Below are 18,942 nucleotides of genomic sequence, written 5' to 3' on the forward strand. Positions count from 1 at the left end.
TGCCAGTCACATCTTTCCCAACCCCTGACAAAAGGCCGATGATCATGCTTGAACTTGCCAGCCCAGCCCCCGATTTCACGCTGCCTGCCGCAGACGGGACCGAAGTCACGCTGTCCGCGCTCAAAGGCAGCCCCGTGGTCTTGTTCTTTTACCCCCGCGACGATACGCCCGGCTGCACCAAGGAAAGCATCGCCTTTTCCGAAGGGTTGGCGGAGTTCGAAGCCGCCGGAGCGAAGGTGTTCGGTGTATCCAAGGACAGCGTCGCGAGCCACGCCAAATTCGCCAACAAACGTGATCTGACCGTGCCGCTGTTGTCGGATGAGCATGGCAGCGTCTGCGAGGATTACGGCGTGTGGAAGGAAAAGAATATGTATGGCAAGAAATATATGGGTATCGAACGGACGACCTACCTGATCGACGCCAATGGTGACGTGGCCATGGTCTGGCCCAAAGTCAAAGTGCCCGGCCATGCGGAAGCGGTTTTGGCCGCTGTCCAAGCACTTTGATGCAGCCTTTGGCGCAGATGGCCGAGGCGGTGCTGCGCACGGCTGACGGGCGGGAAAAGACCGCCCTGTCACGCGGATTTGCCGCACAATGGCAAGCCGCGCGGACCGCTGGTGAAACGCCCGAGGTGGGTTTTGCCAATCCACCCATCCACCCTGCCCGGCCGGATGCGCCCGAACTGCTCAGCCCTCGTGATGTGCCACGCCGCAAGCCCGGCAGCCCGCAAGGGCGTATCGCGCTATTGCACGCGGTGGCCCATATCGAGCTGAACGCTGTGGACCTGCATTGGGACATCATCGCACGCTTTTCTCACGTGCCGATGCCCATGGGCTTTTATGACGATTGGGTCAAAGCGGCAGACGAAGAATCAAAACATTTCAACCTGATGTGCGACTGCCTTGAAGCACTGGGTAGCCATTACGGTGCCCTGCCTGCCCATGCGGGCATGTGGCGCGCCGCCGAGGATACCGCTGATGACCTCATGGGGCGACTGGCCGTTGTGCCCATGGTTCTTGAGGCCCGGGGCCTCGATGTCACCCCCGGCATGATCGAACTATTTCGCAAAGCCAAAGTTGACGATGCTGTTGTAGCCCTCGAAATCATATATGGCGAAGAGGTCGCGCATGTCGCCTATGGCTCGAAATGGTTTCACTTTTTGTGCGGGCGCGAAAACCTTGATCCCAAAGAGGCATTTCACGGGCTGGTCCAGAAATATTTCCATGGCCCGCTTAAACCCCCGTTTAATGAAGAAAAAAGGGCCGAAGCGGGCCTGCCACCTGATTTTTACTGGCCTCTGGCCGTAGCAGACTGATCCGTATGGAATCTATGGGCGGTTTTCCGCCAATTTGACACATTTACGCGCTGTTCTCAGCCATATTCCGGCGCAAGGCTTGCCCCGAAATGCACGTTTGCTTATGCACAGGCCTCAAGGCGCCGTGTGTGGGGATATGAGCGTCGGTTTTGGGATGGGACAAGGACGAGACTGTGCGAACACGCCTCGGCATCAAATGGCACGGACTTTTGGAGAAGTATTTCCCCGAGCGTCGCGTTTTTCTGAAATCAGACAATGATACCCGTTTCATCCGGCTCAAACCCGGCACGCAACTTGTGGCTTTTGCGGGCAGCTCTTTTGTCATCGCCTGGGCGATTGTAGCGACGGCCATCCTGTTGATGGACAGCATTGGCTCGGGAAATTTTCGCGAGCAGGCCAAGCGTGATCAAGCCACCTATAAGGAAAGATTGAACGAACTTTCGGCCCAACGCGACAACCGGGCGACCGAGGCGCTGGCCGCGCAGGAACGGTTCAACGCGGCCCTGGCGCAGATCTCAGTCATGCAAAGCGAATTGCTCGCCTCCGAGACGCGCCGCCGCGAATTGGAAACGGGGATCGAAGTGATCCAGCGCACTCTGCGTGGCACCATGAAGGAACGTGAAGTTGCCAAGGCCCAATTGGCCAGCCTGAAAGATGAAATGGAAAGCAATGGCGGTGTCACTGGCGTGGCCACTGCGGCCGCCAACGCCCCGATCGGCTTTGTCGCCGAGGCGCTCGCCCGGACCGCCGCAGAGCGGGACCAGGTGATTGAGGATGCTCAAGACGCGCTGATCGCGGCCGACCAGATGGCCACCGAGATCGCGCTGATGCAGGAACAGAACGACCAGATTTTCCGCCAGCTCGAAGAAGCGATGAGCGTCTCTGTGGCACCGCTCGACAAGATGTTCCGCGCAGCAGGCATGCCCACAGACCGGATTATTGAACAGGTGCGCAGAGGTTATAACGGTCAGGGTGGTCCTTTGACGCCGCTGTCCTTTTCCACACGCGGTGAAGAGCCAAGCCCAGACACGCTGCGCGCCAACCGGCTGCTGAACCAGATGGATCAGCTGAACCTCTACCGCATCGCGGCGCAAAAGGCGCCTTTTGCAACCCCCGTGAAATCGGCGTTCCGCTTTACCTCGCCCTTTGGCCCACGCCGTGACCCCAAGACTGGGGGACGGCGCATGCACAACGGCGTTGATTTCGCCGCAAAATCGGGCACTCCACTTTATGCCACCGCCGACGGTGTGGTCACCCATTCGGGCTGGCAGTCGGGCTATGGCCGCCTCGTCAAGATCCAACACGAATTCGGAATCGAAACCCGCTATGCACACCTGTCCCGACTTAACGTTAAAGTTGGTCAAAGGGTCTCGCGCGGGGACCGGATCGGTGATATGGGAGCCTCTGGACGGGTGACCGGTGTGCATCTGCACTACGAAGTCCGCGTCGGCGGCAAAGCCGTAAACCCCATGATCTACATCAAGGCAGCAAACGATGTTTTCTAAAAGCAAAATCAACGAACCTGGTCCCAGTGCGGACAGCCCTAGCCCGGCAACGCCTGCGGCCCCTGCCCCTGCGGCCCCCAAAGCATCCGAGTTCAAGGCCAGCGCGCCCAAGGCAAAGCCGCCTGCCTCGCTGCTGTCTGCGGACCTGCATGTCACAGGCAACATGAAGACCACCGGCGATATTCAGGTCGAAGGGACAGTCGAAGGCGACATTCGCGCCCACCTGCTGACCATCGGCGAAAGCGCCACCATCAAAGGTGAAGTGATTGCAGACGATGTGGTCATCAATGGCCGAATCGTTGGTCGCGTCCGGGGCCTCAAGGTGCGTCTGACCTCTACGGCGCGCGTCGAGGGTGACATCATCCACAAGACAATCGCAATCGAGAGCGGTGCCCATTTCGAAGGCTCCGTCCAGCGCCAGGACGATCCTCTGAATGCCGGTGGCAGCAAGCCCAAACCTAACCCCGCAGCGCACCAACCTGCGCCCGCGCCGGCACCTGCTGCCAAAGGCTGATACAAGGTCAACCGTACAGACTTCAAAAAAGGGCGGCGCAATTTCCTTGCGCCGCCCTTTTCATTTGAAAACTGTCTGCAACCTTAGTCGGTCACAGTCACCTGCATCATCGCATCGGGTTGGCCGATGACAGCGCCGTTGCCACCCCGACCCAATTTGATCGCATCGACCACATCCATACCCGACGTTACTTCGCCCACCACGGTGTATAGGCCGTTCAAATGCGGCTTGGGTTCGAACATGATGAAGAACTGGCTGTTGGCCGAGTCCAATTCACTGCTACGCGCCATGCCGACAATGCCCCGCTCAAAGCTCCGGTCAGAAATTTCGGCAGGCAGATTGTCGTATTTCGACCCGCCCGTGCCGACCATTCGACCGTTATAGGCATTGATATTGGCGTGCTGCACGTCGCCGGTCTGGGCCATGAAACCGTCCATCACCCGATGAAAGGCGACACCGTCATAGGCCCCTTCAGCGGCAAGGGTCGTAATCCGCTCGGCGTGGCCCGGGGCGATGTCCTCATAGAGGTCGATGGCAATGACACCATTGGCCCCCTCGCCCGCCACGGTGATCTCGATCCCTGCGGCCAGGGCCGGCCCTGCGGCCAGGGCCAAGGCCGCACACACCAGCTTATGCATCTGCGGCGACCTTGACGCTAATCATCCGGTCCGGGCTCGCTGGCGGCTCGCCGCGCACGATGGCATCCACATGCTCCATCCCTTCGATCACGCGGCCATAGACAGTGTATTGCCCGTTGAGGAAGTTGTTGTCGGAGAAGTTGATAAAGAACTGGCTGTTGGCGCTGTCGGGGTTGGCCGAACGCGCGGCGCCCAAAGTACCACGATCATGGGGCAGCTTGGAAAATTCCGCCGGTACGTTCGGCTTGTCCGAGCCGCCGGTGCCCGCCATGCGAATGTTGAAACCGTCTTCCATATCGCCATGCTGCACATCGCCGGTTTGCGCCATGAAGCCGTCGATGACCCGGTGGAACGCCACATTGTCATATTCACCCGCGCGCGCGAGTTCCTTCATCCGCTCGGTGTGCTTGGGAGCCACGTCCTTGTACAGCTCGATCGTGACAGTGCCACCTTTGAGTTCCATCAGGATCGTATTCTCGGGGTCTTTGATGTCGGCCATATGTCGTACTCTCTGATTTGTGTTTGGGCACTTACCTATGCCGAGTGCGGCGAAGGGACAAGCCATCCATCCTGCCAAAGGCGCGCATATGCCGTTGACCACGCGGGCGAATGCCGCGATGCATGTGCCGACCTCGGACAAAAGGAGCACAATATGGGCTGGAAAACGCTGGACGATATGGACCTTGCAGGCAAACGCGTGCTGACCCGCGTGGACATCAATGTTCCGATGGAAGCTGGCCGCGTCACCGATGCCACCCGGATTGAGCGGATCGCACCCACCATTGCCGATATTCGCGCCAAGGGCGGCAGCCCGGTCCTGCTGGCCCATTTCGGCCGTCCCAAGGGCGCGCCGAACCCGGCTATGTCGCTGCGCCCGCTGGCCTCTGTGCTGTCGGACATCTTTGATTGCCCCGTCACCTTTGTGGAACGACCCTCGCGGAAGTGGATTGATGCGCAGCCTGCGGATGCCGTGATACTGGTGGAAAACACCCGCTTTACACCGATGGAAGAGGCAAATGACCCGCAAATGGCGCAATTCCTCGCCTCACTGGGCGATGTATATTGCAACGACGCGTTTTCCGCAGCGCACCGGGCCCATGCCTCGACCACGGGGGTTGCGCATCTTCTGCCCAATTGTGCGGGCCGCTTGATGCAGGCTGAACTGAGTGCGCTTGAGGCAGCACTTGCCACGCCCAAGCGTCCAGTGGGGGCTGTGGTTGGCGGGGCCAAAGTGTCGACCAAGCTTGATCTATTGGAGAACCTGGTCAAGAAAATCGACGTGCTTGTGATTGGCGGCGGCATGGCCAATACATTCCTTGCCGCACAAGGGGCCGATCTGGGCGCGTCGCTGCAAGAGGCGGACCTGCACGACACTGCCGGCGATATCCTGGCCGCCGCCGATGCAGCAGGCTGCCGCGTGATTTTGCCCAGCGACGGGCGCGTGGCCCGAGAATTTGCTGCCGGTGCCGCCCATGAGATTGTTGCGCTGGACGCAAGTACCGTGCTGGCAGGCGATCAGATGGTGCTGGATGCAGGCGATGCCGCTGCCGCCGAGATCGCAGAGGCCTTTGGCACCCTGAAAACGCTGATCTGGAACGGGCCACTTGGCGCCTTTGAAATCGCTCCTTTCGACACCGCGACGGTCGCAGCAGCCAAGGCGGCGGCTGCCCTGACCCGGTCTGGTGGCCTGATCACGGTTGCTGGGGGCGGTGATACCGTCGCGGCGCTCAATCAGGCAGGGGTGGCCGATGAGTTCACCTATATCTCGACTGCTGGTGGCGCGTTTCTGGAATGGATGGAGGGCAAGGAATTGCCCGGCGTGGCCGCCCTTACCCAATAACACCGGTTGGATGCAGCACCCTGCATCCCCATATGGGTCCAAACACAATTGCACCAATGGGGAAACGACATGGCATCCTGGACACTGATCACCGGCGCATCCGAAGGGTTGGGCGTGGAATTTGCGCGCATCGCGGCCCGCGAAGGCCGCAACCTGATCCTCACTGCCCGGTCCAAGGACAAACTTGAAACGCTCGCAGCCGAGCTGCGCAGTGCCAGCGTAGACGTGGCTGTGATCCCGGCCGATCTGTCGGATCTGGCCGAGGCCGACAGGCTTTGGTCCGAGGCGACAGACGGGCGCGAGATCGACGTTTTGGTCAACAATGCCGGGCTGGGCGGGCATGACGCGTTTGCACTTGGCCAAGGGTGGGAACGCGAACTGGCCTCGATCAACGTCAATATGCTGTCTTTGACCCGGCTGATGAAACTGGCCATCCCCCATATGCAGAACCTGCCCAAGGGCCGTATCCTCAACGTGGCCTCGGTCGCGGGCTTCACGCCCGGGCCGAACATGGCGGTCTATCACGCCACCAAGGCCTACGTGCTGTCGCTCTCAGAGGCTGTGGCCGAGGAATTGCGCGGATCAAATGTGACGATCACGGCCTTGTGCCCGGGTGCTACCGCCACGCAATTCTTTGACGCGGCTGACATGGACGGCGTGCGCCTTTTGAAACTGGGCAAGCCTATGTCGGCCCATACCGTGGCCGAGCTTGGTTGGCTTGAGGCACGGGTGGGCAAACGGATCGTGGTGCCGGGACTGATGAACAAGGTCTTTGCGTTCTTGCCGCGTATCTCGCCACGTGGGTTGACCACGCGGATCGCCGCGCAAGCGATGGGCAAACACTGACCCCCTTGAACAAAGGGGATTCACAGCGCGAATCACCTGTGTCATACTCGCCTTGTCCGCCCGCAAAGAGGCGGCATGAGGCACAAAACAGATGAACCGCACCACCCGTCCCGCTTTGGGCATGCTTGTCTTTTTCGCCGTGGCTTTCGCCCTGGGCGTCTATTTCACTTTTGCCGCCGTGCAGGGGGATTATGGCCTGTTTCGCCGCGCCGAAATTGACGCCGAAGCCCGCGATCTCGCCGTGCAACTGGCCGCGGTTCAGGCTCAGGTAAACGAGATGGAAAATCTGACCAAACGGCTATCTGATGACTTCCTTGATTTGGACCTCTTGGATGAGCAGGCCCGGTCGATCCTGGGCATGCTGCGCGCCGACGAAATCGTCATCCGCTGAAAATTCATTATTTCCAATATGTTGAATGCCACCTTCCCTTGCGGCACAATGACACTCGCCTGATCGCTCCGAATCCTATAAAGAATAGTTTAACGCTAAACTATTCCTGACCGGAGGAGGTCCGCCCCCATGGCCGCGCGCAAAGCCACATCAAAACCCGCTGCAGCAAAACCCAACGTGTCTGCGGAAGAACTGACAGCCTATTACAAAGACATGCTGTTGATCCGCCGGTTTGAGGAAAAGGCAGGCCAGTTGTATGGCATGGGCCTGATCGGCGGTTTCTGCCACCTCTACATTGGGCAAGAGGCGGTTGTTGTGGGCTTGGAAGCTGCAGCCAAAGAAGGCGACAAGCGCATCACATCCTACCGCGACCACGGCCATATGTTGGCCTGCGGCATGGACCCCAACGGCGTCATGGCCGAATTGACCGGGCGCGAAGGCGGCTATTCCAAGGGGAAAGGCGGCTCGATGCACATGTTCTCCAAGGAAAAGCATTTTTACGGCGGCCACGGCATTGTTGCTGCACAAGTGCCTCTGGGGGCCGGTCTGGCCTTTGCCGACAAGTACAAAGGCAATGACAACGTCACCTTCACCTATTTCGGGGATGGCGCGGCGAACCAAGGCCAGGTTTATGAGGCTTATAACATGGCCGAGCTGTGGAACCTTCCTTGCGTCTTTGTGATCGAGAACAACCAGTACGCAATGGGAACATCGACCAAACGCTCCACCCACTCGCCCAGCTATTGGGAACGTGGTGCCGCCTATGGCATCAAGGGGGAAGAAGTGGACGGCATGGATGTGCTGGCCGTAAAGGCTGCGGGCGAAAAGGCTGTCGAGGTCTGCCGCGCGGGCAAAGGGCCCTATATTCTGGAAATCAAAACATACCGCTATCGCGGCCACTCCATGTCCGACCCGGCCAAGTATCGGACCCGCGAAGAGGTCCAGAAAATGCGGGACGAGCGTGACCCGATCGAGGCGGTCCGCTCCATGCTGCTGACCGGCAAACACGCGACCGAAGATGACCTGAAAGCCATCGACAAAGAGATCAAGGAAGTCGTCAACGCCAGCGCCGAGTTCGCCAAAGAGAGCCCTGAGCCGGCCCTCGACGAGCTTTGGACAGATATTTACGCGTAAGGGAGGTCCTATTCGTGAAACAAGATGAAGACCGCAAGAAAGACTTGGAAGCCGCGATCGCAAAGCTCACACAAGTTTTGGAAAGCGTCAAAAAAGGCGACGAGAGCATGGAGGCTGAAGCTTTGTTACTCGCAGACAGCTATAGTGCGTCTAAGAAACTGCATCTTGCGTATAGTGAACTCCGGGCAGAAGTTGCGATGCTTCGGCCGGAAGTTAAGCGTCTTAAGCAAATCCTGAAGAATAGAGATTGAGATCATGGCAACCGAAATTCTGATGCCCGCCCTGTCGCCCACGATGGAAGAAGGCACCTTGGCCAAATGGCTGGTCAAAGAGGGCGATACCGTATCGTCCGGCGACATCATGGCCGAGATTGAGACCGACAAGGCCACGATGGAATTTGAAGCCGTCGATGAAGGCATCATCGGCAAGATTCTGATCGCGGAAGGCACCGAAGGCGTCAAAGTGAACACCGCCATCGCCGTATTGCTGGAAGAGGGCGAAGACGCCTCCGCCGTGCCAACCAGTGCGCCGGTCGAAGCACCTGCCCCGTCGGAATCACCGGTTGAGGTCGCCGGTGGCGAAATTCCTTGGCCGTTGAAGCCGGCTGAAGTGGCCATCGCCGCCACGCTTGAGCCGGACTGGCCCGAAGGCACGGCGATGAAACAGCAAACCGTGCGCGAGGCCTTGCGCGACGGCATGGCCGAAGAAATGCGCCGTGATGATACCGTGTTCTTGATGGGTGAAGAAGTCGCCGAATACCAAGGTGCCTACAAGATTTCCCAAGGGATGCTGGACGAGTTCGGCGACAAGCGCGTCATCGACACGCCCATCACCGAACACGGCTTTGCCGGGATCGGGGTCGGTGCGGCCTTTGGCGGTCTGCGCCCCATCGTCGAATTCATGACCTTCAACTTCGCCATGCAGGCCATCGACCACATCATCAACTCGGCGGCCAAGACGCTCTATATGTCGGGCGGCCAAATGGGCGCGCCCATGGTCTTCCGTGGCCCCAATGGTGCGGCAGCCCGCGTCGGGGCTCAGCACAGCCAGGATTATGCCGCATGGTACATGCAGGTGCCTGGCCTCAAGGTGGTGATGCCTTATTCGGCCTCGGACGCCAAAGGGTTGATGAAAACCGCGATCCGCGACGACAACCCCGTCATCTTCCTCGAAAATGAGATTCTCTACGGCAAGACGTTCGACGTGCCGGATCTGGAAGACTATACGGTTCCATTTGGCAAGGCGCGCATCTGGCGAGAGGGAACAGATGTCACCATCGTCTCCTTCGGCATCGGCATGACCTATGCTCTGGAAGCCGCGGATAAACTGGCCGAAGACGGCATATCGGCCGAGGTAATCGACCTTCGGACCCTGCGCCCAATGGACACCGCCAGCATCATCAACTCGGTGATGAAAACGAACCGCTGTGTCACTGTCGAAGAGGGTTGGCCCCAAGGTTCGGTTGGCAGCTATATCAGTTCGGTCATCATGCAAGAGGCGTTCGACTACCTCGACGCGCCCGTGATCACCTGCACCGGCAAGGACGTGCCCATGCCCTATGCCGCCAACCTTGAAAAACACGCGCTCATCACGACCGACGAAGTGGTCGCCGCCGTGAAACAAGTCACTTACCGCTAAGGAGCCCGGACATGCCTACAGAAATTCTCATGCCCGCGCTTTCCCCCACGATGGAGGAAGGCACGCTCGCGAAATGGTTGGTCAAGGAGGGGGATACGGTTTCGTCCGGTGACCTTCTGGCCGAAATTGAAACCGACAAGGCCACGATGGAATTCGAGGCCGTGGACGAAGGTGTCGTTGGCAAGATCCTGGTGGCCGAAGGCACTGAAGGGGTCAAGGTCAACACCGCCATCGCGGTATTGCTCGAAGACGGCGAAAGCGCCGATGATATCGGCTCTGCGCCCGCACCAGCTCCAGCCGCGCCCGCCGCAGCGCCAGCGGCCGAGGCACCAACCCCCACAGCGGCTGCGGCCCCTGCCCCGGCCGCCCCTCAAAGCTCGGACGGCACACGCATTTTCGCAACGCCACTGGCACGCCGGATCGCCGCCCAAAAGGGCATCGACTTGGGCGCCATCAAAGGTTCCGGTCCGCACGGTCGCATCGTCAAAGCAGACGTGGAGAAAGCCGAAGCGGCACCTGCACCCAAAGCCGAAGCTGCCGCAGCGCCTACAGCCGCAGCGGCCGCTCCGACAGGCCCGTCCAGCGACGCCATCACCAATATGTACGAGGGTCGGGACTATGAGATCGTCAAGCTGGATGGCATGCGCAAAACCATCGCCGCACGCCTCACCGAGGCCAAGCAGACCGTCCCACATTTCTACCTTCGTCGCGACATCCAACTGGATGCACTGCTGGAGTTCCGAGGCACGCTGAACGCCCAGTTGGCGGATCGTGGCGTGAAACTGTCGGTCAATGACTTCATAATAAAGGCCTGCGCCATCGCCCTGCAACAGGTGCCTGACGCTAACGCCGTCTGGGCGGGCGACAAAGTGCTGAAACTCACCCCATCGGACGTGGCCGTGGCTGTTGCGATCGAAGGCGGGCTCTTCACCCCCGTACTGCAAGACGCGCATCAGAAATCGCTGTCGGCCTTGTCCGCAGAGATGAAAGACCTCGCAGGCCGCGCCCGCGATCGCAAGCTCGCGCCCCACGAATATCAGGGCGGCAGCTTTGCGATCTCAAACCTCGGCATGTTCGGAATCGACAACTTTGATGCGGTGATCAATCCACCACATGGGGCGATCCTGGCCGTTGGTGCCGGCGTCAAAAAGCCCATCGTCGGCAAGGATGGTGAACTGAGCGTGGCAACTGTGATGTCCGTCACGCTGTCTGTTGATCACCGGGTGATTGACGGCGCGCTAGGGGCGAACCTGCTCAACGCGATCAAGGACAATTTGGAAAACCCACTGTCCATGCTGGCCTAAAACCAGGTACACAAATGCAAAAAAGCCGGGGCAAACGCCCCGGCTTTTTCATTCGTATTCAGTGAATTACTGATCTTTGCCCAACATGTGGTTCATCGACACCGATGGTTGCGAACAACCCGCCTCGCCCACAATGCGCGCCGGTATACCGGCCACTGTCTTACAGGGCGGCACTTCTTCCAAAACGACTGAACCGGCGGCAATCCGGCTGCAATCGCCGATCTTGATGTTGCCAAGCACTTTGGCCCCCGCCCCGATCAACACGCCATTGCCGATTTTGGGATGGCGATCTTCTTCTTCCTTGCCGGTTCCGCCCAGCGTTACCGAATGCAGCATTGACACGTTGTCACCCACCACAGCGGTCTCACCAATGACGATAGAATGCGCGTGATCGATCATGATGCCTTTGCCGATGCGGGCGGCGGGATGAATATCCACGCCAAAGATCTCTGACACACGCATCTGAAAGAAATAGGCCAGATCGGTATGCCTGTCGGCCCATAGGAAATGGGCCACTCGGTAAGCCTGCATCGCCTGATAGCCTTTGAAGTACAGAATTGGCTGAACCAACCGGTGGCAGGCAGGGTCACGCTCATACACCGCCACCAAGTCGGCACGTGCTGCCTCAACCAGTTCGGGCGACTTCGCATAAGCCTCTTCAACAATCTCACGGACCACAACCATCGACATCTCGTTCGAGGCCAGCTTAGCCGCAATGCGATACGACAACGCCTTTTCGATGGATTTGTGATGCAGGATACAGGCGTGAACAAACCCGCCAATCAACGGCTCGTCGCTGACGGCCTGCCGTGCTTCGTCGGAAATCTGATCCCAAACAGGGTCAATCGAGGCGATATTTGTTCTGAATTCAGCCATGGAATGTCCTTTCAGGCCCGTCATACCCTACATAAGACTTTTTCGCCAAACGCAAACCTGTGATGAAGACTATCGCGAGATCGAATGAGTATCCCGGATCGCCTGCAAAACACTGATCAAGGCGCCTGCAAAGGCCCCCTCACAGATTGCAGGCTCCCGAGCCATCCCCGCGTGACGCGCGGCAGAAGCCAGCGTTCCATCGCCAAACTCAGGATGCATACCTGCCATTTGAGCCCGAAATTCGTCCGCTATCCGTGCGGCGGTCAACAACCCCTGCGCACAGTCATCGCGCTGTGCCACAGGCACTTGCAACACGGCCCGCCCAGCGCAAAGCAGGTCAACAGCCAGAACCGGACGCATCAAACCGACAGACTGATCATGCGATATGGCCCAGGACCAAACCGTGCTGAATTCTGCGCAACGCCTACCTCGAAAACACCGCTCAGCCCATCCGACGTCCTATCCGCAGCCACATAGGTCCAAGCCGCAGCTGATACCACATCCTCACGTACCACCGCGCCAGATTGGACAACGCGGATGGTGTAGGATTCGCCCTCTTCGCCCAAGGGCACGTCGGGCAGGTCCCAATCGTCACCATCAATCCGCGTGCGGCGAATCCAGTCGAACTGCAAATCACCACTATCTTCGGCATAGCGCAAATGCACCGGCGAATAGGGCCGCAATCCGTTGCCGTCAAAGGCATGAACGAACTCTTCATAAGACGGATCATCAAAAGCGCGGCGTGCCGGGCCCACACGGAACGTCTGTGCAATCCGGCGCAAGTTGCGCTGCAACTCAATCTGGGATGGGACACCGTTCATCACTATGCACCACGATCCCGCAGGCCAAACATCAGGCATAATCCCGTCACTGCCCAACTGCCCGCGCAATCTATGGCTCAGCAAATACCGCCCCGGCGCAATCAAGTCGGCATCGCGAAACTGGATCAACTCCCACGCGTTCAAACTGCCATCGCCAATTGCCATCACATTGCCTCCGTTCAACAGCGCCGCGTCCGAGATTGAGGCAAGCGTGCCGTGGATCATCTTGACCTCCAACGGATCACTGCGGTCGACCAAGGCAGGGTGAACACGGGCCAAAGGCGTTGTCGTAAACCCAATGGACGAACGCGCAGCGACAATCGAGTTGAGGCTGAAGTCAGCATCCGTCGAGGACTGATACACCGCAACACTTCCAGGCCATGGCGTCCCCGTCACGGCGATATGGGGCGCATGCTCCACTTCGTCACCTGTCAATAAGGGCAAATCCATGAAAACCGAAGTCAAAGGCACCGGCGGGACAAATTCCCGCACACCGGCAAGCTCATCGGACAACTCCGACGGTTCATAGACCTCCACCTCGATACGAACGGCCTCGATCAGCTGCATCGCGCCCTGCTCCACACGGTCCACCCTGTAAAGCCCCGCACCTTCGCTCTGATCGGCCTGCACCTTTACGACGTCACCTGCACCAATACCGCTCAGCGATGGTGGCAAGGCGAGGCGCACCGTATCGCGTGAAATCCGGGATTCCGTCAGCCAACGTTCGGCAATCTGGCGTCCTTCGGGCCTGGTCAAGGCCATAGGCAAGTCAGTGGCTGAAACCGCATGGGTCGCATCATCAGCCAAGATGGCTTCTTCAGACAGCACATCAAAATTACCGTCCGTCTGGACAAAGCGCACCCGCACCCGCCCCGCCAATTCCGCCTCTGCCTCGCGGGATTGTTCCAACCGACCGTCCAGATCTTCGCTGATCGCCAAACGCTCTGGCGCAAGAGGCTGCGCATCCAGCCCCGTCCGCATCACAAATTTCAGCAACCCGTCCCGCTCAATCGCGTCAAAGGCATAGCGCAGCATCAAAGGCTGCAACGCGCTGCGGGCATCCGATACATCGTCGATAGCGTAGCCCCGGACATGGCCATAAAGACCCGTGGTGTCATAAGCCGTCAGACCCGCCCGCTCGCAAATCTCGCCAACGACCGACGCCAGCGTGCGCGCCGACGTTCGCCCGTTGATCCAGTGACCGCGTGGGTAGTTTTCACCATCCGACCAAGTGCTCAACGCATTTGGGAAAAACGGATAAGGCCGGGCATCCCAAGCCCAGACGAAAGCGCGAGCCATGTCCACCATCGGCCCGTCATAAAGCTCTGATTGCGGGTTGTTTTCACCATCCACCCAATAGGAGTTCATAGCGCGCAGATATTGCTTCTGGATCAGATCATCCCTTGCGCCGTTCGAGAACTTGGGCACACTACTTTCCGACGATTTTTGGTCCAGGAACTTGTTTGGCTGATTTGTCCCTTTGTCGATGGCGGCACATCCGAACTCGGTAAACCAGATGGGCTTGGATTGAGGCTCCCAGTCCGTCGGGGTCAAGGACCGGACACCGCCCACACGCTCATGGTGCGCATTGCGCCACCAATTCAGGATATCCTTATAGCGCCAGACCCACGGCTCATTGTATTCGCCATCGGTTATGGGTGTCCGAATTTGGGCGGCCTCGGCATCAACGGAATGGTAAAACCAGTCATAGCCCTCACCGCCCGCCACATTGGCGCGCAGATAGTCGAGATTATAAATGTCGCCCCAAACTGCATCCGCATGATCTTCGCCATCACGCCAGTCCGACAACGGCATGTAGTTGTCGATGCCGATGAAGTCGATGTTGTCATCCGACCAAAGCGGGTCGAGGTGAAAATACCGGTCGCCCGTGCCGTCCTGCGGCTGATACCCGAAATATTCGGTCCAATCGGCGGCATAGCTGATCTTGGTATCCGGCCCCACCAAGGCGCGCACCTCAGCCGCCAAGGCGCGCAAACGCTGCACCGCAACAAACTGGTTGCCAGCTCCACGGATCTGGGTCAGCCCGCGCATCTCGGACCCAATGCAGAATGACTCAACACCGCCAGCAGCTGCACAAAGCGCTGCATAATGCAGAATAAAGCGCGACATCGACCACTCTTCGGCTGGGCCGGAATACTGCACTGTTTCGCCCACAACAAAGTCTGCCGCCGTCACAGTGCCAAAGAATGCATCCACCTGCGCATCCGCCCCCACCGTCCCATCCGGCGAGCCGTCAACGCCCGGAGCCACGGACAAGGTGATGCGTCCGCGCCAAGGCAGATGAGGCTGCGTGGCGGACAGATCATAAGGGTTGAGCAGCGCATTACCCTCCAACTGATCCATCAGGATAAAGGGGTAAAACATCACCGCTTTGCCCGCGTCATTCATCGCTTGAATGGCCTCGATCACGGACTGATCTGACGGTGTGCCGCCATAAATGGGCCTGCCATCGGACTGTGCAATTTCTTCGGCGAGCTGACGGGGGATGGCTGCAACCTCCCAGGGCATATTCTCGCCTTCGATATCGCGGCGCTCGACCTTGGGGCGCAGCGTGCAGGTGCCACAGCGCAGGTCATTGCCAAACCACGACACGATCAGGGATGCCGCTTCACAATTGGGCAACTCATCGCGCAAACTGTCGAGAGACTCGGTGAAATCACTGCGGCCCGCGGGCGTGTTGACATTCGCACTCCACCGGCCACGATCGGCATCGGTGTAATAAACCGGCGTCGTGGCCAAAGCATATTCCCCCGTACCGGGCATAAGGGCGACGCCACGCACCGCGCGGGTCATCTCTTCCTCCGCACCATCTGCGCCAGGCTGCTCGGGGCGAACAACTTCAAAGGAAAACTGGGGCACGCGATTGCCAAATTGCTGCAATGCCAGGTTTTCAAACACAACATAGGCTGTCCCGCGATAGGCCGGGACAAAACCTTGACCCTCAATGGCCTCCATAACCGGGTCAGGCTGCTGATCCTGCGCGCCAGTGTAGACGCGCATGTTCAGATCGGGCACGGCGATCTCGTCACCATCAACCCAAACACGGCCGACGCGGGTGATCTCACCCTCACACAAGGCCAAGGCAATGCTGACGGTATAGGAAAACTCGCGGGTCTCTGGACCGCTCGGTGCACCCTTGCCGCCGCCCGTTACCGTTTCAGTCTCCAGGAAATCAGACGCCCAGATCACATGACCACCCAAACGCATGCGCCCATAAAGCTGCGATATCGCTGCGCCCTCACCCGAGTTGGTCAGGCGGAACCGGTCCACCTTGCCATGCTCAACCACGTCAGAGCCCTGGCCGAGCAACCGCTGATCGACCAGCTTGCCGAACGTGGCCCCCACGGCCCGGCCAATAGCCACAGACGACAGACCCGCCAATGTGCCGCCAATCGAGCCGCCAATCGCCGCCCCCGCAGCCGAAAGAACAACAGTCGCCATCAGATGACCTCCTCGGTCGGAATTTCAAAACGCGCTACAACGCGCCGCGCCCATGGGGCGCTCAGCGGGCTCTCCACGACGCCGTGGCCGCTATAGGCATGGACAAAACGGGCATCCGGACCGACTTGGGTCTGAATACCCAGATGCTTGGCCACGGCTCCCGATTTCATCCGAAACAGGATCACATCGCCCGGGGCCCCATCCACCAGGCGTTTGCTCACCAGATGCCGGGTCGCAGCAGCCCAAAGGCGCTCTTCGCCCTGCGGCTCTGACCAGTCGCGCGAATAGGCAGGCGGGCGTTCAGGCTCAGACCCCATCACCGCCATCCAGACGCCGCGGACTAGGCCGAGGCAATCGCAACCCGCTGCTTTGGCATTCATCTGGTGCACATAAGGAGTGCCAATCCAGTCACGCGCCTCGCGAATGATACGCTGATGCAGATCGCTCATCGCAGGCTCCCCCCGGTATTGGCCCCGTGCTGGGTCGGATAGGCCATGACCCAATCCTCGCCCGGCAGGTCGGGAAAACCCTGAAAGTTCAGCAAGTTGTTGAACTTCAACCGACAGGTCTCGAACCGTTTGTCACAGCCCGCTGTCAGGCGCAGCGCCGTACCTTGGGCAATCTCGCCGCGCGCAGGTTCCCACAGCTCAATCCGGCGGATACCATCCGTCACCGTATCGCGCTTGATCATCCCCCAGAGGCCAGCCGCCGCGCCATCCACGATGTCCAGACGACCCCGCTGAAACCAGCCCGGCTCAAACCCGTTCAGGTCATCCCATTCAAACACGCGGCCCTCTGTGATCCGGTCCGCAGGCCCATCAAAAACGTAACCCGGTGTGCTCACATCAAAGCGGCATCCACCGTCCCCTAAAACTGCCGTGCAGGGTTTTTGAAACACGCGGCCCAAGGGACGGTTCAACGCCTCGGTCAGCCCGCGTAGTTCTGCGTGAAACGCCCCACCCGCCCGGCGGATCTCACCGATTGAACCGCGAAACTGCAACCAGCGCACATCAGTGTCCGCCCAGTTCACCATCCAAGCGCGGACCTCAGCTCCATCAAAGCGCCCCGCCTCAATGTCGTCTTCGCGTACCGCGGCATCGGTCAAAGCGCCCAGCGCCTCGGTATTGTCCACGCTCAGCCCCGTACTTTGGGCCAGGGCGGCGGCGGTCAGCCCGGTGTCGGCGCGAAAGGTGATCCCATCAAAGGTAAAATCCCGGTCATGATCGGTAAAGCCATAAGCCACACCATCGGGCCGCGTGATCGCCCAGGCCCGGCACAGCGTGGTCAGCCCCGTGGCCACATGCGCTGCAAACGCCTCGCTCTGCCCGCCCATCACACACGCACCTCGACAATGGGAACATCGGGCACACTGCCCGCCTGAAAGCTCGCCACCGAAGTCTGGATCTGATCGGTGTCAAAGCGAACCGGTACGTCAAACTCAAACCCTGCGCGGATCTTCACCCCCACTTCGGGCGGATGCTGAAAGGTGACGATGCCAGTATTGATGTCGATTTCGTAATCGACAGTTTCCTGCATCTCGTCCTGATCCAACCCTACATAGACCGTGCCCAAAACCGGTTTGGTGATAGGGCGGGCATAGCTATGGTCGCCCGAACGATAAGTCTTGATCAGCGGAAAAGCATCCTTGACGCCATCGCCGGTGGCAATGACCTGATCAAGGTAACTTGGATCGGCACTGGCGTTGGAGGATTTGAAATCCGACCAGTCTTTCCAGCGAAACCCGTACATCTGGCCCATGCGGGCCTCAAAAAATGCGATCAGCGTCTCGATGTCGTCCAGCGACCGCATACCCAGGCCCGCATCATAGCGGCGGCGCGAATGGGCCCAGGGCGTGTTGCGCTCCTCAAAACCGTTGGCGAGCGTAACCACATCCGTACGCCGCTCTGGCCCCCCTACCGAACCAAAGCTCAGCGAAGCAGGAAATCGAACCTCATGAAATTGCATCTGCATAGCTCCCCAAAATTCTCAGCGATTGCGATTGGCACGACCCAAAGCGCGGTTCATCTGGGCCGCGATCTGGGTCTGACTGCGGGCAAAGCCCTGCACATCCGGTGTCGTGATGTTCATGACGACGGTGGGGCTGTTGCCCCCCGCGCCGCGCACGCCCAGCTTGCCATCGGGCCCGCGTGCGAGCGGCATAATGGCTTCCGGCCCCGCCTCACCCATGACGCCCATACCGCCCCGCATGCCAAAGGGGGTGGCCGAACTGACGACCCCGCCCGTGGCAAAGGGCATCACACGGCCCTGACTAAAGGGGGCGCCATCGGCAAAAGGCAGGATGCCACCGACAAGCGACCCCACACCCGAGGCCAGCAAACCACCAAAGTGGTCCGTAACGGGCCGCATGGCCGCGTTAAAGGTGGCGTTCATCATAGAGGTCGCAACAGTGTCCAACGCATCCGACAGGCTCGCCCCGTCAAAGACCAACCCGTCAAAAGCCTTGCGCAACCCCGACGACAACCCCTTTTCCAGGGTCGCCACGTCCTTGCCGGTGGCGGCGAGGCTCTCGCGCATCCGGCGCAATTCGCTGTCAAAGCTGGTCACCATCACCGATGTCGCATCCAGAGTCTGACGCAACCCATCGGTCTGCGTGTCCAACCCCTCGATCTCGTCATCATAGTCGCTCATTGCGCATCC

At 59.5% G+C, this 18,942-nt stretch carries 20 protein-coding genes; 11 read left to right on the forward strand and 9 right to left on the reverse strand.

Features of this window, described 5'->3' with window-relative positions; genetic code table 11:
• Positions 1–44: 44 nt before the first annotated feature.
• The 4 genes from Q1A44_RS15620 to Q1A44_RS15635 all read left to right on the forward strand — a co-directional run bounded on the left by Q1A44_RS15620 (position 45) and on the right by Q1A44_RS15635 (position 3,334).
• On the forward strand, positions 45–506 hold the full coding sequence (locus Q1A44_RS15620) for a peroxiredoxin (protein WP_299627149.1): 462 nt from the start codon (positions 45–47) through the stop codon (positions 504–506).
• A complete protein-coding gene (locus tag Q1A44_RS15625; protein WP_299627151.1) occupies positions 506–1,315 on the forward strand; it encodes a ferritin-like domain-containing protein in 810 nt (269 codons plus the stop codon). Before Q1A44_RS15620 ends, Q1A44_RS15625 begins: the two co-directional genes overlap by 1 nt.
• Positions 1,316–1,488: 173 nt before the next feature.
• Positions 1,489–2,820, forward strand: a complete 1,332-nt coding sequence (locus tag Q1A44_RS15630; protein WP_299627153.1) for a M23 family metallopeptidase — start codon at positions 1,489–1,491, stop codon at positions 2,818–2,820.
• Complete coding sequence (locus Q1A44_RS15635; protein WP_299627155.1) at positions 2,810–3,334, forward strand: polymer-forming cytoskeletal protein; 525 nt, start codon at positions 2,810–2,812, stop codon at positions 3,332–3,334. Before Q1A44_RS15630 ends, Q1A44_RS15635 begins: the two co-directional genes overlap by 11 nt.
• Positions 3,335–3,417: 83 nt before the next feature.
• Here the strand turns inward: Q1A44_RS15635 and Q1A44_RS15640 are convergent, their stop codons facing one another.
• On the reverse strand, positions 3,418–3,972 hold the full coding sequence (locus Q1A44_RS15640; RefSeq protein WP_299627157.1) for a peptidylprolyl isomerase: 555 nt from the start codon (positions 3,970–3,972) through the stop codon (positions 3,418–3,420).
• The gene (locus tag Q1A44_RS15645; protein ID WP_299627159.1) at positions 3,965–4,471 is read right to left on the reverse strand and encodes a peptidylprolyl isomerase; all 507 of its coding nucleotides are present in this window, start codon (positions 4,469–4,471) and stop codon (positions 3,965–3,967) included. The genes Q1A44_RS15640 and Q1A44_RS15645 overlap by 8 nt, the downstream gene beginning before the upstream one ends.
• Positions 4,472–4,624: 153 nt before the next feature.
• Here Q1A44_RS15645 and Q1A44_RS15650 point away from each other — a divergent pair, with 153 nt between their 5' ends.
• The 7 genes from Q1A44_RS15650 to Q1A44_RS15680 all read left to right on the forward strand — a co-directional run bounded on the left by Q1A44_RS15650 (position 4,625) and on the right by Q1A44_RS15680 (position 11,125).
• Positions 4,625–5,812, forward strand: a complete 1,188-nt coding sequence (locus Q1A44_RS15650; protein ID WP_299627161.1) for a phosphoglycerate kinase — start codon at positions 4,625–4,627, stop codon at positions 5,810–5,812.
• 69 nt (positions 5,813–5,881) lie between these two features.
• The gene (locus tag Q1A44_RS15655) at positions 5,882–6,658 is read left to right on the forward strand and encodes an SDR family oxidoreductase (RefSeq protein ID WP_299627163.1); all 777 of its coding nucleotides are present in this window, start codon (positions 5,882–5,884) and stop codon (positions 6,656–6,658) included.
• A 91-nt stretch (positions 6,659–6,749) separates the two neighbouring features.
• Positions 6,750–7,049: a septum formation initiator family protein gene (locus tag Q1A44_RS15660; protein WP_299627165.1), complete on the forward strand. Its 300-nt coding sequence runs from the start codon at positions 6,750–6,752 to the stop codon at positions 7,047–7,049.
• Positions 7,050–7,178: 129 nt separating this feature from the next.
• Positions 7,179–8,183 (forward strand): pyruvate dehydrogenase (acetyl-transferring) E1 component subunit alpha, encoded by a 1,005-nt coding sequence (pdhA, locus tag Q1A44_RS15665; protein ID WP_299627167.1) that lies wholly within the window; start codon positions 7,179–7,181, stop codon positions 8,181–8,183.
• 14 nt (positions 8,184–8,197) lie between these two features.
• On the forward strand, positions 8,198–8,434 hold the full coding sequence (locus Q1A44_RS15670; RefSeq protein WP_299627169.1) for a hypothetical protein: 237 nt from the start codon (positions 8,198–8,200) through the stop codon (positions 8,432–8,434).
• A gap of 4 nt (positions 8,435–8,438) precedes the next feature.
• Positions 8,439–9,821, forward strand: coding sequence for a pyruvate dehydrogenase complex E1 component subunit beta (locus Q1A44_RS15675; RefSeq protein ID WP_299627171.1), 1,383 nt, complete (start codon positions 8,439–8,441; stop codon positions 9,819–9,821).
• Positions 9,822–9,832: 11 nt separating this feature from the next.
• Positions 9,833–11,125, forward strand: a complete 1,293-nt coding sequence (locus Q1A44_RS15680) for a pyruvate dehydrogenase complex dihydrolipoamide acetyltransferase (RefSeq protein WP_299627173.1) — start codon at positions 9,833–9,835, stop codon at positions 11,123–11,125.
• A 66-nt stretch (positions 11,126–11,191) separates the two neighbouring features.
• On the opposite strand, the gene cysE is transcribed toward Q1A44_RS15680, so the two are convergent.
• The 7 genes from cysE to Q1A44_RS15715 all read right to left on the reverse strand — a co-directional run bounded on the left by cysE (position 11,192) and on the right by Q1A44_RS15715 (position 18,933).
• Positions 11,192–12,001, reverse strand: coding sequence for a serine O-acetyltransferase (gene cysE / locus Q1A44_RS15685; protein ID WP_299627175.1), 810 nt, complete (start codon positions 11,999–12,001; stop codon positions 11,192–11,194).
• Positions 12,002–12,070: 69 nt separating this feature from the next.
• Complete coding sequence (locus Q1A44_RS15690; RefSeq protein ID WP_299627177.1) at positions 12,071–12,361, reverse strand: hypothetical protein; 291 nt, start codon at positions 12,359–12,361, stop codon at positions 12,071–12,073.
• Positions 12,361–16,284 carry a glycoside hydrolase/phage tail family protein gene (locus tag Q1A44_RS15695; RefSeq protein ID WP_299627179.1) on the reverse strand — a complete coding sequence of 1,308 codons (3,924 nt, stop codon included), beginning with the start codon at positions 16,282–16,284 and terminating at the stop codon, positions 12,361–12,363. The genes Q1A44_RS15690 and Q1A44_RS15695 overlap by 1 nt, the downstream gene beginning before the upstream one ends.
• Positions 16,284–16,733, reverse strand: a complete 450-nt coding sequence (locus tag Q1A44_RS15700; RefSeq protein WP_299627181.1) for an NlpC/P60 family protein — start codon at positions 16,731–16,733, stop codon at positions 16,284–16,286. Before Q1A44_RS15700 ends, Q1A44_RS15695 begins: the two co-directional genes overlap by 1 nt.
• Positions 16,730–17,617: a DUF2163 domain-containing protein gene (locus tag Q1A44_RS15705; protein ID WP_299627183.1), complete on the reverse strand. Its 888-nt coding sequence runs from the start codon at positions 17,615–17,617 to the stop codon at positions 16,730–16,732. The genes Q1A44_RS15700 and Q1A44_RS15705 overlap by 4 nt, the downstream gene beginning before the upstream one ends.
• Positions 17,617–18,249, reverse strand: a complete 633-nt coding sequence (locus tag Q1A44_RS15710) for a DUF2460 domain-containing protein (RefSeq protein ID WP_299627185.1) — start codon at positions 18,247–18,249, stop codon at positions 17,617–17,619. Before Q1A44_RS15710 ends, Q1A44_RS15705 begins: the two co-directional genes overlap by 1 nt.
• 21 nt (positions 18,250–18,270) lie before the next feature.
• Positions 18,271–18,933 carry a phage tail tape measure protein gene (locus Q1A44_RS15715; protein WP_299627187.1) on the reverse strand — a complete coding sequence of 221 codons (663 nt, stop codon included), beginning with the start codon at positions 18,931–18,933 and terminating at the stop codon, positions 18,271–18,273.
• Positions 18,934–18,942: the final 9 nt, after the last annotated feature.

The sequence above is a fragment of the uncultured Tateyamaria sp. genome (assembly GCF_947503705.1).
In the GTDB taxonomy this organism is placed as follows: Bacteria; Pseudomonadota; Alphaproteobacteria; order Rhodobacterales; family Rhodobacteraceae; genus Tateyamaria.

Coding starts and splice junctions, on each gene's coding strand:
- Q1A44_RS15690 (WP_299627177.1), bottom strand. CDS start 12,361: ATGCGTCCGGTTCTGGCTGTTGACCTGCTTTGCGCTGGGCGGGCCGTG.
- Q1A44_RS15640 (WP_299627157.1), bottom strand. CDS start 3,972: ATGCATAAGCTGGTGTGTGCGGCCTTGGCCCTGGCCGCAGGGCCGGCC.
- Q1A44_RS15635 (WP_299627155.1), top strand. CDS start 2,810: ATGTTTTCTAAAAGCAAAATCAACGAACCTGGTCCCAGTGCGGACAGC.
- cysE (WP_299627175.1), bottom strand. CDS start 12,001: ATGGCTGAATTCAGAACAAATATCGCCTCGATTGACCCTGTTTGGGAT.
- Q1A44_RS15645 (WP_299627159.1), bottom strand. CDS start 4,471: ATGGCCGACATCAAAGACCCCGAGAATACGATCCTGATGGAACTCAAA.
- Q1A44_RS15655 (WP_299627163.1), top strand. CDS start 5,882: ATGGCATCCTGGACACTGATCACCGGCGCATCCGAAGGGTTGGGCGTG.
- pdhA (WP_299627167.1), top strand. CDS start 7,179: ATGGCCGCGCGCAAAGCCACATCAAAACCCGCTGCAGCAAAACCCAAC.
- Q1A44_RS15675 (WP_299627171.1), top strand. CDS start 8,439: ATGGCAACCGAAATTCTGATGCCCGCCCTGTCGCCCACGATGGAAGAA.
- Q1A44_RS15705 (WP_299627183.1), bottom strand. CDS start 17,617: ATGGGCGGGCAGAGCGAGGCGTTTGCAGCGCATGTGGCCACGGGGCTG.
- Q1A44_RS15660 (WP_299627165.1), top strand. CDS start 6,750: ATGAACCGCACCACCCGTCCCGCTTTGGGCATGCTTGTCTTTTTCGCC.
- Q1A44_RS15625 (WP_299627151.1), top strand. CDS start 506: ATGCAGCCTTTGGCGCAGATGGCCGAGGCGGTGCTGCGCACGGCTGAC.
- Q1A44_RS15710 (WP_299627185.1), bottom strand. CDS start 18,249: ATGCAATTTCATGAGGTTCGATTTCCTGCTTCGCTGAGCTTTGGTTCG.
- Q1A44_RS15715 (WP_299627187.1), bottom strand. CDS start 18,933: ATGAGCGACTATGATGACGAGATCGAGGGGTTGGACACGCAGACCGAT.
- Q1A44_RS15700 (WP_299627181.1), bottom strand. CDS start 16,733: ATGAGCGATCTGCATCAGCGTATCATTCGCGAGGCGCGTGACTGGATT.
- Q1A44_RS15650 (WP_299627161.1), top strand. CDS start 4,625: ATGGGCTGGAAAACGCTGGACGATATGGACCTTGCAGGCAAACGCGTG.
- Q1A44_RS15620 (WP_299627149.1), top strand. CDS start 45: ATGCTTGAACTTGCCAGCCCAGCCCCCGATTTCACGCTGCCTGCCGCA.
- Q1A44_RS15695 (WP_299627179.1), bottom strand. CDS start 16,284: ATGGCGACTGTTGTTCTTTCGGCTGCGGGGGCGGCGATTGGCGGCTCG.
- Q1A44_RS15680 (WP_299627173.1), top strand. CDS start 9,833: ATGCCTACAGAAATTCTCATGCCCGCGCTTTCCCCCACGATGGAGGAA.